The sequence below is a fragment of the Levilactobacillus sp. FUA 3915 genome (assembly GCF_044053135.1).
In the GTDB taxonomy this organism is placed as follows: domain Bacteria; phylum Bacillota; class Bacilli; order Lactobacillales; family Lactobacillaceae; genus Levilactobacillus; species Levilactobacillus lanxiensis.
Genome location: NZ_CP168704.1, coordinates 361,717 through 375,921 on the forward strand (window position 1 = coordinate 361,717; position 14,205 = coordinate 375,921).

The 14,205-nt window shown below is 45.4% G+C and carries 12 protein-coding genes; 3 read left to right on the forward strand and 9 right to left on the reverse strand.

Translation table 11 applies throughout. The features are described from left to right. Positions 1-52: 52 nt before the first annotated feature. Positions 53-1,009, reverse strand: coding sequence for an NAD(P)-dependent oxidoreductase (locus ACEPST_RS02130; protein WP_204120993.1), 957 nt, complete (start codon positions 1,007-1,009; stop codon positions 53-55). Between the two features lie 449 nt (positions 1,010-1,458). Here ACEPST_RS02130 and ACEPST_RS02135 point away from each other — a divergent pair, with 449 nt between their 5' ends. After that, positions 1,459-2,466, forward strand: coding sequence for a LacI family DNA-binding transcriptional regulator (locus ACEPST_RS02135; protein ID WP_204120994.1), 1,008 nt, complete (start codon positions 1,459-1,461; stop codon positions 2,464-2,466). Positions 2,467-2,555: 89 nt separating this feature from the next. Here the strand turns inward: ACEPST_RS02135 and ACEPST_RS02140 are convergent, their stop codons facing one another. Further along, a complete protein-coding gene (locus ACEPST_RS02140) occupies positions 2,556-3,527 on the reverse strand; it encodes an amidohydrolase family protein (RefSeq protein WP_125765661.1) in 972 nt (323 codons plus the stop codon). 111 nt (positions 3,528-3,638) lie between these two features. Between ACEPST_RS02140 and ACEPST_RS02145 the strand changes: the two genes are divergently transcribed. Continuing rightward, positions 3,639-4,718 (forward strand): IS30 family transposase, encoded by a 1,080-nt coding sequence (locus tag ACEPST_RS02145; RefSeq protein ID WP_395390477.1) that lies wholly within the window; start codon positions 3,639-3,641, stop codon positions 4,716-4,718. Between the two features lie 48 nt (positions 4,719-4,766). Here the strand turns inward: ACEPST_RS02145 and ACEPST_RS02150 are convergent, their stop codons facing one another. The 7 genes from ACEPST_RS02150 to ACEPST_RS02180 all read right to left on the reverse strand — a co-directional run bounded on the left by ACEPST_RS02150 (position 4,767) and on the right by ACEPST_RS02180 (position 12,429). Further along, entirely contained in the window at positions 4,767-6,230 is a 1,464-nt protein-coding gene (locus ACEPST_RS02150) for a PTS galactitol transporter subunit IIC (protein ID WP_204120995.1), read from the reverse strand. A gap of 32 nt (positions 6,231-6,262) precedes the next feature. Next, positions 6,263-6,988 (reverse strand): sugar phosphate isomerase/epimerase family protein, encoded by a 726-nt coding sequence (locus tag ACEPST_RS02155; protein ID WP_204120996.1) that lies wholly within the window; start codon positions 6,986-6,988, stop codon positions 6,263-6,265. A 671-nt stretch (positions 6,989-7,659) separates the two neighbouring features. Next, on the reverse strand, positions 7,660-7,983 hold the full coding sequence (locus ACEPST_RS02160; protein WP_204120997.1) for a hypothetical protein: 324 nt from the start codon (positions 7,981-7,983) through the stop codon (positions 7,660-7,662). A 172-nt stretch (positions 7,984-8,155) separates the two neighbouring features. Next, positions 8,156-9,388 (reverse strand): serine hydrolase domain-containing protein, encoded by a 1,233-nt coding sequence (locus ACEPST_RS02165; protein ID WP_395390478.1) that lies wholly within the window; start codon positions 9,386-9,388, stop codon positions 8,156-8,158. Between the two features lie 148 nt (positions 9,389-9,536). After that, positions 9,537-10,208, reverse strand: coding sequence for a 2,3-bisphosphoglycerate-dependent phosphoglycerate mutase (locus ACEPST_RS02170; protein WP_203644580.1), 672 nt, complete (start codon positions 10,206-10,208; stop codon positions 9,537-9,539). A 200-nt stretch (positions 10,209-10,408) separates the two neighbouring features. Next, positions 10,409-11,440 (reverse strand): DMT family transporter, encoded by a 1,032-nt coding sequence (locus ACEPST_RS02175; RefSeq protein WP_204120999.1) that lies wholly within the window; start codon positions 11,438-11,440, stop codon positions 10,409-10,411. Positions 11,441-11,481: 41 nt separating this feature from the next. Then, complete coding sequence (locus tag ACEPST_RS02180; RefSeq protein ID WP_203644576.1) at positions 11,482-12,429, reverse strand: AEC family transporter; 948 nt, start codon at positions 12,427-12,429, stop codon at positions 11,482-11,484. Positions 12,430-12,793: 364 nt separating this feature from the next. Between ACEPST_RS02180 and ACEPST_RS02185 the strand changes: the two genes are divergently transcribed. Beyond that, a complete protein-coding gene (locus tag ACEPST_RS02185; protein ID WP_203644574.1) occupies positions 12,794-13,915 on the forward strand; it encodes an LCP family protein in 1,122 nt (373 codons plus the stop codon). Positions 13,916-14,205 lie beyond the last annotated feature (290 nt).

Sequence of the window (14,205 nt, forward strand, 5' to 3'; positions counted from 1 at the left end):
AGTGGTTATCGTAACAGTATCTTTAAGAAACACTCGCCGTTCTTAGAGACCTTTAAGCATTAACGTGATTCAGTACTTTCCCATCGCGAATAAATGAGATTAAATTCTTAGAAGCCTCTTGCGCAATTGCGGTCCGTGCTTCTAACGTTCCCGTCCCTGCATGGGGAGACATGATGACATTATCTAATGAACGCAACTCAGCAGAAACATTGGGTTCATTCTCAAATACATCTAGTCCTGCTCCTGCAATTTCACCATTCTTGAGAGCGGCAACTAAGTCGGATTCCTTAATCAGAACCCCACGAGCAGCATTAATAATGTAAGCCGTATTCTTCATTTTTGAAAATACACTAGCATTAAAAATGCCTTTCGTTGATGGCAAAGCTGGTGCATGTAACGTGATTACGTCAGCCTTTTGAACTAACTCATCAAAGCTAACGTAGTTGACATCCAGCTTTTCTTCAAGACTATGGTCTAATCGATGAACATCATTATAAATAACCTTCATACCCAGTGCCTGACAGAACTTGCCAACTTCAGAGCCAATTCTCCCCATACCGTAAATACCTAAGGTTTTCCCTTGCAGACTCATCCCCATATTTTTCTGTTCGGAAACGTCCAGCCATCCCCCGTTACGAACGACCTTATCATAGAATGATAGGCGCCGGACAGTAGCTAGCAACAATGCAAAGGTCATCTCAGATGTTGGTACTCGAACGCCCATCGGGCAGTTTGACACCACAATACCTTTTTCCTTTGCGTATGCAATGTCAATGTGATCAAATCCGACCCCATTAGCGGTGATAATCTTTAAGTTCTTACCAGCATCAATTAATTCACGGTCAGCCTTAGTTCCCATCAGCAATAGACCATCAAACTGATCCAGATTAGATAAAATCCACTCACGGGTCTCCTTTTCTGGCTCATAGGTAACGTCAAATACTTCTCGTAACTCCGTCAATCCTTCTTCTGGTATGATACCGGTCACTAATACTTTTGCTTTAGCCAATTTTATAATCTCCTTTTTAAGATTCTGACTTATTATTCATTTAAAAAACGGGAGTTAAGTAATTCGGTTAACAGACTATTAAGACATGCACTTTACATTTATTTTTAAAATGATTTCGACGGTATACGCCATCGCTGACAGCGTTTCCAACTAAATTTAAAAATAAAACGGTCCCAATGTTTTCAAACTGATTAGAGATTGAAGGTTAACCGCTTAACTACCTTATAAACAAATTCTAAGGCTATCATTTTCTTTTGTCAATAGGTTAGGCTAAAATGGCGTTCAAATAATTGTTTCTTCTGAAATCACACACCTTTTTCCCAAAGAAAGAACAAAACAACTGTCTTTAGTGTTAAGGTATTAACATAAATACTAGGGTAATACCTGACCCAATTGTCTGCAAACATGCTAAAATCAAATTATAAATCTAAGAATTTCGGAGGCCTATTTTGGATAAATTCACCATTAAAGATATTGCAAAGCTAGCTGAAGTCTCCACAGCAACAGTGTCTAATTTTTTGAATGGTAACTATGCAAAAATGTCTAATAACACACGGACAAAGTTAGCTAACATTATCAATAAGACCAATTATCACCCTAGTACAACAGCTAGGAATCTTGCAAAAAACGAAAATAAAACTATTGGCGTCTCGGTTGCTGACATCACAAATCCGTTTACAACACCCGTCATTTCTGGAATTTCCGAACGCTGTGAGAAGTACGGCTACAAGGTTATCTTTACGAACTCCAACAATGATGAACAACGTGAAATTGAGAACATTAACCGTATGCGCGAAGAAGAAGTAGCTGGATTAATTATTGATCCAGTCAATCCAGATAGTAACATCTACAATCAGCTCTCCAATGCTTATACAGTCATTGTCGACCGACAACCTCGACGTAACGTCATCGACACTATTGTTACTGATAACCGAGACTCCGTAAAAAACATGGTTGCTCAAATGCAAGCTAGTGGTTATGAAGATTTATACTTCATTAGTTGGCCACTCGACAGTTTTAGTACCCGGGTAAATCGTTATGCGGGATTTAAGCTCGCTACTAACTATCTTGACGATGAACACTTGTTAACCGTTCCTTATAATACCGAGCTAACTAAAAGTAACGGTTTCGATCAAATTCTGCAAAAAATCATGACTAACCCCCATAAAAAGATTGGCTTTTTTACAATGAATTCCCGAGTTCTTCTACAGTTACTAAAGTCTGCTCAACGGCTAGACTATACCTACCCAACTGATTTCGGAGTTGCCACATATGAAGAGTTTGAGTGGATGCAGTTATTAAACCCTGGCATTAGTTGCATTCGCCAAGATTCTTTTACTATTGGGTGCTCTGCCATGAACTTGCTGAAGGATAAATTGGAAACCACTTTTACTAATGAACCTGCTCCACAAGTTAAAGTAGTCCCAACGGAGATGGTTATCCGCGAAAGTTTTTAACCTCACTAAAAAGCCTGAAGGAGCTGTAATCTACTTAAGATTACAGCTCCTTCAGGCTTTTCGTTTACCTATTCAGGGTAGATTTTATACTATTTGAGTACAGGATCTTCTGCGTCCTTCATTGCTTGGACAGCAGCCTTATTAAAGTACACTTTTTCTGCATTATTGTACATGACATCTTCCAATTCCTTCTTATTGAAGATATCAGTTGCTTCAAGCCAAGTAGATAAATTCTTGTAAGAATTGAAGGTTGAAGACCATGGTGAATCCGTCCCCCAGATAATATGTCCGGCGCCCAAAATATCTTTAGCAATTTTGACATCTTTTTGGCAACGAGGGAATGGGAATTCAGTTTCGCCGTCAATATCCTGAATAGCTGAAATATCAGTATAGATGTTATCAATACCAGCCCATTGGTTTAATTCAGCCTTTAAGCGATCTGGATGATCTGCATTCGGAAATGACAAATGGCAAACGACAAAGTTAAGTTGTGGGTACGTCTTTGCCAAGTTAGCAATTGCCTCTGGTTGATGACTAAATTGCGTATAATCACCATAGTCAACAGCAACGGAGAATCCAGGGTAATCACTCAGGAAATGGAAAATACGACCAATTCGTGGATCGGTATCTAATCTAAATGGCGTAGTGAAGTGGTAACCATGCATCCCACCACCCTGACTGATTTCAAACTTGATGCTTCTGAAACCTAAGTCTTCTACATGACGCTTAACAATCTTCATATAAAATTCTGAGAACGGATCAACAGAGAAGGCGGCAACAAACCGATCTGGGTATTTCTTAGCAACTTGGTATGAATAGTAATTCTGGTAACCATTTAAGCTTCCTTGCAGCAAGACAGCCTTGTCAATACCATTTTCTTCCATGACCTTAAGTGCTGATTCAGCAGTGAAATCATCACTACCCCAGCCATCTGGAATCAACTTAATTGCAGTCCCATCATCCCAAATTGTCCGACCATCACCTAATGGTGTCATCCGGCCTTTACCATTAAACCCAGCAATAGAACGAACTAAATGCAAATGTCCATCAATTTTTTTCATAGCCCGATTTAAAATTGAAGTGCAACACCCCTTAAGACATTGAGGGTAAACAAATAGGCCATGGAGACCTATACTTTTAAGCGACCAAACCAAAAAGAAAGAGGTATCTCCATGACCCAGTCAAATCATACCACTACCATTACTTACCAACAACTCTCTGCCGAAGAGCGTGGCCAAATTGAAGCGTTCTTGAAGGACCACCAATCTGTTCGCCAAATTGCTCGTAATCTTCATCGAAATCCCAGTACTATCTCACGCGAAATCAAGCGTGGCACGGTTCGCCAGCTTAACTCCGACTATCTGCCATACTATCAATATTTTGCTGAAGCAGGACAGGCTGTCTATGAAAAAGACCGCCTTAAATGTCATTCTAAGGGCTTGCTAAAGCGTTGCTGGCTCTTCTTCAAGCTATTAGTCGAAGCGCTTAAAACGAAGATTAGAGTCGATAGTGTCGATAGCTTCGTCCACCGATTCCATCAGCTTTACCCTGACAAGCCTTGCCCATCGACACCTACTGTTTATCGATACATTGATTTAGGCTATCTGAATCTGTGTAACGCTGATTTACCAGTCAAACTACGTCGTCGAGTAAAGAGCACTCGTCGAGCTCGCTCCCGAAAGAATAAGAAGATATTGGGCAGCTCAATCGATGAGCGCCCAGCTATCGTCGACCAACGTATCTTGGTGGGCGACTGGGAAGGAGATCTAGTTAAGGGCAAGCGGGTTACTAGCGAACCCGCACTGATGACATTGACCGAGCGTGTCAGTCGTTTTGAAATCATCGTTAAGATTCCTGACTACCACGCTGACACTTGCCGCCAGGCACTTCAAGGGGTCATTACGGCCTATGGTCCTAAGAACTTCCAGTCAATCACATTTGACAATGGCAGTGAGTTTGCCGAGCTAGATCAGGTCCAAGGAACCAAAGTTTACTTCGCTCATCCTTATACGCCCTCTGAACGAGGGTCTAATGAGAATCTCAACGGTCTCATCCGTGAGTACATTCCGAAGGGCATCTCTCTCAAGAACTTTGATCTACCAACGATCCAAGCCATTCAAAACGCACTTAACCATCGATTACGTAAATCCCTGGGCTATGCTAGCGCCGCCCAGGTCTTCAAAACACAGGTCTTCAAGAACATGCATCCTGTTATGCTTACGCCTTACTGTCCTGTGTTGCACTTGATTTGACAATTGGGGAATTTTTTTCATAATAAAACCCTCCATATATATTTTTAGCTAATCGTTGTCGTACGTAATTTTCTCTTTGCTACCAGTAAACCCAGCGTTCTTTTCTGACATGCGTTTTAAGTAAGCCCAAATCTGTTCACGTCGAGTACGTAGTAACACTTCGACAATTAGGTAAGCAATAATTGTTAATCCAATAAAGACCCAATTACCAGAAATCCAAGCAGCAAACACAACAGCATTCATTGGACGTGCCATCAAGTTAAAGCTAGTAATCAGAACAACTCCAGCTGGAATTGCAACGCCATAATGCGAAATTGCACCAGTGTAAATTGTGCCTAACCAACTGCTTGCATATAATCCTAAGCTGAACCAAACAATCCCGTTGCAGATAACTTTTAAAATATTTCCACGAGTTACCGCCACAATTGATTCAATCATGAATGGAATTGAAATCAGATCAACGACAGGTAACGTCTTGTTCCCAGGTAAAATAAATGCAATCAAAACCATTATTGGAATCAAGATAACACCAGAAATAATCGTTGCTGGTTCACCATAACCAACCCCATCATCGACACCCAAGAACCACCGTTTCTTATCATAGCCCTTGTTCTCTTCTTCATCATCAGAATCATCATTACGATGACTATTCCGATCAATTTCCTCGGCCAATGGTGAAAAGGCTTTTGAGAAGACGCCAGTTACCAGTGGGAAAATAGTCATAACAGCTGATAATTCAATGGCAAAGGTTAAAATCTGTCCCCAGGCAGCCATTGTGGTTAAACTCTTAAGATTCCCAAGAATCCCGATGATAAGCCCCAAAATAGCACCCAAGGTCGTTGGCTCACCAAATACTCCCAACTTATTTTTAAAGTATTCAGGCGTCATCTTAACTTTGTTCAACCCAATTAGGTTCCATAGGGGATCTAATAAGATTGCTGGAACAGCTTGTTCCATGTTATGTAAAGAACTAACCGTAGCATTTTTAACACCATAATAGTCAGACCAACGATCCGCTTGAATTTCAGCTAAAGCTAAAGTGTAAAGTAACATGAAGAACGATAAACCTAACGAGAGCCAGAAGTTTCTAGTTACATAGTAGGCCATCGTTCCCCAAACCATAAATCCGAAATTATTCCATAAATTCGAGGGCATAAATACTTTCGTGACCCCTACAGCAAACAATACTAGTTCTAAAATCAATCCAAAAACAAAGAAACTCAGACCAACCGTTGAACCAAAAGTAGCTAATGATCCTGCTTGCCAACCAATATCAACAATCGGCAACTTAATTCCAGTGTTGTTAACCATTTGCTTAATAACTTTCGTGACAACTGGTGTAAAGGCCGAAATAATCCAACCAAAACCAGTCAACCCCACCCCAGCGTAGAAAGCACTCATCATTGCTGTTCGTACTCTGACTTTCAGAAAAAGTGCAACAATGAAAATCATAATTGGCACAACTACGCTCGCACCAAAAGTCTGGAATACTTGGTTTACCATCTCTAACATTTGACTGTCATCCTCTTTTCATTGATCAATTATCAATTCAAGTATTCTTTTTTTATTGCCTGTAGCCCTTGCTGAACCTCATCCTGTGTACCTGCATACTCTAAAGCCACCTCACGAACATCAGGAAAGCTCTTTACAAGTTTTTTCCAGTCAATATCGCCTTCAATTAAGGGGGTAACACTAAGCTTTTCATCGCTACCACGCTTATTCTTAAGATGGAGATAACGCGTCACACTCGCCAGCTGCACTGCTGCTTCTTCAGGCGTACTACCAGTCCAATACCAATTGGCCGAATCAAAACAAAAACCAATATCAATTTTCAAATTCTGCACTACCTTGAAAAATTTTGCAATATCAATCAGCTTACTCTCGGATGCTGTCTGATTATTTTCAACATTAAGTTCGAAGCTGCCATCCAAATACTCACTCAATTTGCTAACAAGCTCATCGTTAAATTCAGAAACTTGCCCAAAATTAAGTTTAAGGTGATCAGCCCCCAATTCATGCATCTCTGCAATATACTGTGTCAACTTCCGGTTAATACCTTGATTGATAAATAACGAATCATTAACACTATAGTAAACATTGAGCTTGTTTTTCTGAGCCTCATCTCGAATTTGATGTAACTCTTCTACATTGCCTGCTAAAAATTCATTTCTGATTTCAACGGCTTGAAACCCCATCCGTGTAACAGCTGGGATTACCTCTAACTGAGAAACACCCGATTGCAACTGCTCAGCAAAGGCAATTGTATTCAAGATAAACTCCGTCTTCGTATTGATGATACACACCTCCACTTTTGTTAACCGATAAACCTAAGAAGAAAACTGCATTATAAAAATTAAATGTAGCTGTAGCGGCTTTCTTCATCTCTTTGTTTGAGTATTGGTTTACCGCTTAACTTGAACTTACAAGACAAAGTGTATTCGCTTACAATCTATTTGTCAATCATTAATCCGGTATTTATTTTTTCCTACTATATTATGTTTTTTTGATTTTTTATTTGTTTAAGCAATCACGAGCATTCATTACTGCCATCTTTCGAAGGTGTTTTCATACAAATTCGTCCTATACGATTCCCTTTTATGTCAGCGTTAATCCGTCATTCATCCCAGCTTCGTACCTGCATTTAGCTTTTATCCAACTTATTAAAGTTTAAACAAGCAATTTCGAGTTCAATACAATAATCGTTTTCAAAAAATCAAATGTAACGTTTACCATGAAAGAATAGTCGCCTACTGTGTTTAGGACTTAAAGAATTCACACTGATCCGTTTATGGTTAATCGTTTAACCACGTTATCCACCTTTACTTATAAAATAAATAATTTCTCGCAAAATCTCGAACTCTAAGTATTTTATAAACTCAGAGAACAGCTAACCGGTTAACTTATTTTAATTGATCATCAAAAAACGCCTGAGATGAAAGTCTCAGACGTTTTTTTGATGCTGTTTACTTTCCTGCTGGTCATGCCGCTGCCTGGCGACCTGGCGTTGATACCCATCCAAAATGAGCATCAGGTCAATTAACAAAAACAGCCCACCCAACACAAGATTAAACCTCACATAAGCCATTTGGACCGCCGAAAATGCCAGGATGGGCGCCAACTGCCACCACATGCTGTTGAGCACGGGGCAGCGCCGGTGCCAACGTTTCTGCACCAGCGGCACCACGATGACCGCCAACAAAACCATGACGGCCAGTGACACGCCGTACACCCCAGATAACTGGTGATTGAACCCAACTTCGAGCATGGTTCCGCCCCCTTTACCTTAGTGTACCGCAACGACTTAATGATGGGCTGACTAATCATCCCCACTGACGCATTTGTGCATCGGCGACGCGACCTGCCGACCGACAAATTTTCCCTCTAAAAAACTGCCTAATCGTCTCCCCTAAATGGACAGACGACCAGGCAGCCGTTACTTACTTTAATTTTTTCGCTGTATTAATCTGTTGGAATGTCTGTAAGGCCAGGTCTTCCGTTGACCAGTCCGGGTACATCGTCTTCTTCTCGAAATTGTTCGACAGGAAGACGACGCCGTTCTTGCCACTCTTACTAATGGCAAAGGTGCTCTCGTAGTAATCGCCCATGCCGTGACCGTAATACCCGTTGCCCTGGTCGAGGTGGTAGACCCCACCGGCGTAATGAATCGTGGCATCCGCCTCATGCAGCACCTGCGCGCCCGCTGGCGTGTTTAGCAGGCTACCCTGGACAATTGCCCGTTCCGCTCTGAACACGTCACCCGTGCTCATCGTGGCGTTTCCTGTGGCTACCTGGACGGCCATGCTGGCTGCCGATGGCTTGTGCGGGTCACTGTAATCCCGCGGCGTGGCGCCGGCATAGCCCGTCGTCATCCCCTTGGTCTTGGACCGCAACTGGGCAAAACCGGTATGGTTCAGGTTCAGTGGCGTGACCATTTGTTGGTAAAATAAATCGTAATAAGAATCATGCGTCACCTGATGCAAAATACCCGCCAGCAACGTGAAACAGATCTGCTGGTAGTCAAACTGGCCGATCTTACTAGGGTCGATCCGCACGTTTTGACTGACGTACTGGTAAACCTCATTTTCCGTCAGTGTCCGGCCCGGTTTGAGCTCCCCGGTAATGCCGGCCTCCATGTTGAGCATCTGGCGAATCGTCACGCGGTTACTGCCCTTGATGCCCGGATAATACTGATTCAACCGGTCCGTCAGCTGAAGTTGACCGGCCTGAGCCGCCTTGATGACCAAGAACCCGGTCATGGATTTCTGTACGGAATTGATCAAATACTGCGACGTGACTTTGTTCTTCTTGTGCTTCTTGGCGTTCGCAAACCCAAAGGCCCGCTGGTAAACGACCCGGTCATTTTTCACGACCAGCGCCGTCCCCACGAACTTTTTGTTCTTCAGTTCCTGGGTCAGATGGGCACTAAACTTTGGGTGCTTCTGGCCTTTATTCGTGCGGTCAAAGGCCGTCTTGCTTAAATCCCGGTGACGCTTGCTGGCCGCAGCATCCGCCGCCAGTGTTGCTTTGGTCTGCTGGGCGTGCTGGCGATTGCTCATCGCCACCTCCCGCTTATCCTGCTGGTCAATGGCGTGCATGCCAAAAACCACGCCGCCAATCCCCAAGATGACGACGAACAATACCGCCCAATGGCGTAAGTTTCGTTTATTCAATTTTCTCTCCCCCAATTAGATTCCCCTACTGCCTTTTTACCGCCTAAACGGTCGGACCTAACTGTCATACCTTGATTATACGAAAAAGTCGGCCAAAGACAATGAATGTCTTCGCCGACAGGGGTAACTTATTATTTACTTTAAAAACTTACAGGGTTTGCTTGGCTAATACGTTCAGCCGGTCATCAAAGTCGTAACGAATGGGTTCACCGTTCGCAACTTCAACCTTGCTAATATCCGCATCGGCCACGTGATCCAAGTACTTAATCAATGCGCGTAACGTACTACCGTGGGCCACGACCAACTGATTGTGCCCATCCAATAACCGTGGGGCAATCTGGTCCGTCCAGTAAGGTAGCAGCCGGTGATAGGCCATCTCCAGGCTCTCACCACGGGGCTCCACGTGCGGTCCAAATTGGTCGTAACGCCGGTCCTGACTCACGTGATCCAGTAAGGGCGGCACCGTTTCAAAGCTTCGCCGCCAAATCTTGATCTGCGCCTCGCCGACCTGGGCCTTGACCGCGGCCTTGTTCTTCCCGCGTAACGCGCCGTAATGACGTTCGTTCAGCCGCCACGACTTGTATTCGGGGATGTACAGTTGGTCGATGGCTTCCAGCACGATGTTCGAAGTCACAATGGCGCGCTGCAACATGGAAGTGTGTAGCGCCCCAAACTGTAAGCCCGTGGCCGCCACCAATTTGCCAGCCGCAGCCGCCTGTTCACGGCCCTTAGCCGTCAGCGGCACGTCACTCCACCCCGTGAAAATGTTGTCTCGGTTCGCGACACTTTCCCCGTGCCGTAAAATGACCAGCGTTGCCATTGATCATGCTCCCTTTCTCTCTTTGCAATTCTCACTAATAATCATAACATAGGTTTGCCGTGGCTTCGCGCAATTTGTGCCTATTTTCACGTATTTTTCTCCTGCCCCTAACCTTTTGGAAACACCGATGCCAGCCACAAAAAAAGACGTTCCCCAGAAGTTCTGAGAAACGCCTCATAACAATTTTAAAGGTTAACCACTTAGTCAGCTGAGGATTCGGAGTGCGCTGCTAATTTCGCAGCCACTGGGTCGTCGGCTTCCTGGAAGTCGCTGGCGTCTTCTTCTGCCAAAGCAGATTCGCGCGCCTTGACCCGGTTCCCCATGAAGGTGATGACCGACCCAATCAGGATAATGACGATTCCGACAATCGTGTTGGTCAAAATCTTTTCGTGAATCAGGATTGCGGCCATGATGGGTGCCAACCCTGGCTTGATGAAGAAGACCAGAGACGCCGTGGAAACGTCGGACCGTTCCATGGCTAAGAAGTAAAAGGCAAACCCACCACCGGTAACACAGACCCCAATGAAGAATAGGATCCAGAAGTATTGTAAGCTAATATTTTGCAAGATGGGCATCGCCGCAAATTGACGAGACCAGCTTGCTTGCCGTAAGCCACTCGCAACGGCGGGGATGTGGGTGATCATCATGATCACGAACAATTCCAATGACCCGGCCAAGAACGTGAAGCAGGTCATGACAATCCCGTTGAAGTGGTGACGCACGGAACCCCACCGGGACACGATACTGTACAACCCAAAGGTCAAGGCGGAGGCAATGGCCAGCGTCAAACCGACGGGGTTGGTCAAATGGGCGGGGTTCACAATGACGACCAGCCCAATGATTGACACGATGACGGCAATCAAGTTTGCTCGGCCTAACCGTTCGTGCAAGATCAGATAAGAGAAGATCAAGGCGAAGACGGGGTTACAGCTGAACAGAACGGCCACAGTTGAAGCTTCGTCCACGCTGATGGCCAATTGGTACAGCGTCATACTGATGATGACACAGACCAGCCCGGTCAAGAAGAACAGGGCCCAGTCACTGCGGTTTAACCGGTGACTTTGTTTATGTAAGGCTCGTAAAGCAATCGGTAATAGGATCAAGCCCCCGATGAAAAAGCGAATCAGGTTCAGCTGAATCGGATTGAACGCATTTCCAGCAGACTTCAGGGCAATTTCCATGGAACTAAACATTAACGTTGAAAACGCGATATACAATAGTGTTTTTCTCAAAACGAAAAAATGTTCCTCCTTATTAAGTCAAACGGCATCAATCAGGCAACGTGTTGCACGATGACCATCAGAATCGGAATGACCACTAAACTTAGGAGGGTAGTTTCGGTTACCATGATGGCCGCGTAATCGGCGTCGGCGCGGTAGAGTTTGGCCACCACCGGCGCGTTCGTCATTACGGGCATCGCTGCTTGTAAAATAAAGACTTGTTTCATTAGAATTGGCATACTAGTTGGTAAGACGAGCAAGCCCATCAAGACCGGGGCGACAATGAAGCGTCCCAGGAGAATTCCCAGGCTGTCGCGGTCGACGTGGACATTTTGTAAGCCCGCCCCCGCAATTGCTGTGCCGATAAAAATCATCGACAACGGAATCGTGAGGCCACCAATATATTGGAAGTCTTGCATGATCCACCCGGGCAATTGAATGTCGAGCAGAACCAGCAGAACCCCCAGAATGAATCCCAGTAACGGCGGCGAGAAAATCTTCTGCAGCGTTTGTTTGAGATCAAACTTGGCCGCCCCCTGCCCGTCGCGTTGAATCAGGTAGACCCCCAACGTCCAGAAAAAAGTCGTGTTGGCCATATAGTAGACCAGCACAAACGGCAGACTCTTGGGGCCGAACAACGCTTCGTTGACTGGCAACCCCACGAACACGGTGTTGGAATTCAAAAACATGGATTCAAACAGGCCGCGGTGCTTGGGATTAATGCGAAACGCATGGAAGGCAATGATGGAGAGGCCGAACATAATCAGCATTGAGACGATTGGAAATCGCAGATCCGGCAGCGTCTTCTTCAGCGTTTCCGCCGAGAACTTTGCCGTGATCGTACTAATCATGTAGGCGGGCAACGCAATCTGCGTGACCAACCGGGCAATCAACTTAGGCGCTTGATCATCAAACCAGCCACGCCGGGAAAGCACGTAGCCCAGGCCAATCATGACCAGGATGATCAAAACACCCGAAACGCTTCGAATAAAGACGGCCATCGGCGTCCCTCCCCACTTAAACATTACCAAAAATTAGAGTTTCTTAAGCAACGCTTCTTATTATAGCACGTCCCCACCGTCGGCTCCCTTCGCAACCGTTTACAAATAGCGCTATAATACACTTTAGGTCACCTTGACAACTTAGTAAATCTAGCTTTAGCTGGTCTAGACGGCTCCCCAAACTAGCCGATTTAGCCGGAAGAAACATTTACGAATGACGATTTTTATGGTCTAATGAATTAATTGAGTCTACAGATGGGATTCCAGGGGAATTAACAAATCTGTATCACTGGTGCCGCCACGTTACTTGTGCGCCTGGCCCGGTGCGTCAGCCAAAGTTTTTGATGAGGATGAGGAAATAATTATGCCAAACGATAATACACCTAAGCGGCAGCACAAGCCTGAGGATTTCGAGCAGGTCTACGACAGCCGTGCCGACCGTAACTCACACTTTAAAACACCTAAGGTTCACCCACACCGCCCCATCATGTGGACGATTGTCTTGTTCGTCTTGCTCATGCTGGGGGGCGGCCTGGCGTATGGCTACCAAGCCTGGATGTCCGCGAAGAAGACGTTTAGCCAGACCTACGAGGCCTCGAACGCCGCCAAGAGCCGGAACGTTTCCGCCGTGTTGAAGTCCAACAAGCCCTTCTCGATTCTCCTGATGGGAACCGATACCGGGGCGCTGGGCCGTTCAGACGTCGGCCGGACCGACACCATGATGGTCGCCACCATCAACCCGACCAAGGAAACCGCCTACCTGACGAGTATTCCGCGGGATACGCGGGTCACGGTCGGTTCCGGAGCCAACGCGTCGATTCAAAAGATCAACGCCGCCTACACGATTGGCGGGCCGAAGACGGCCGTGAAGACCGTGGAAGACCTGCTGGACATCCCGATTGACTTTTACGCCATCGTTAACATGGGTGGCCTTGAAAAGATGGTCAACGCCGTGGGTGGGGTCGATGTGAAGCCACCGTTGACCTTCCAGTACGGTGCTGCCAACGTGGTCAAGGGTAAGAAGACCCATTTGAATGGGAAACAGGCGCTGGACTACTCGCGGATGCGGCATGATGATCCGTTGGGTGACTACGGTCGGCAAAAGCGACAACGTGAGGTCTTACAGAAACTGGTCGTGAAGGCGGCCGGCCTGTCCTCCATTACCCGTTACCAAACCATTTTGAAATCATTGAATGGGAACCTGAAGACTGACCTGACCTTTGATGACCTGATGCAGATTCGGGCCAAGTACGGGAATGCTTCCCACCACATCAAGTCCGAAACCTTACAGGGACAAGACGCAATGATTGATGGGCTCTCCTATCAAGTACCAACCACGACCGAGCTGAAACGCGTCTCGAACCACATTCGCAAGACGCTGGGCCTGGCCAACACCAAGAAATTTACAACTGACGCTGATACCAGTACGACCGGTTACTCTTCCTATGACAATAGCGGGACGAACGGCGGCGGATACGGCTACTAATTTAAAAAGCTCCACATGGCGTCCGGGAAAGTTCCGGGCGCCTTTTTTGTTAGCAACAGTCGGCTAATTCTTAAGATTACGGTCCCCGGTATTTTCTTCTTGCAATTTTTTGAAACACCCGGTAAAATTGGCAAATCGCTTGCCCATGAATTTTGATAAAACTGATCAATTTTAGGCTATCCCTAAAAAAATTGACCATTTGTCAACGCAAATTTTACCCCATTTTTACTTAAAATCAGTTGGACTGGGTTATCATTCGCTAATTAATACACACATCACCTATTCCGGCT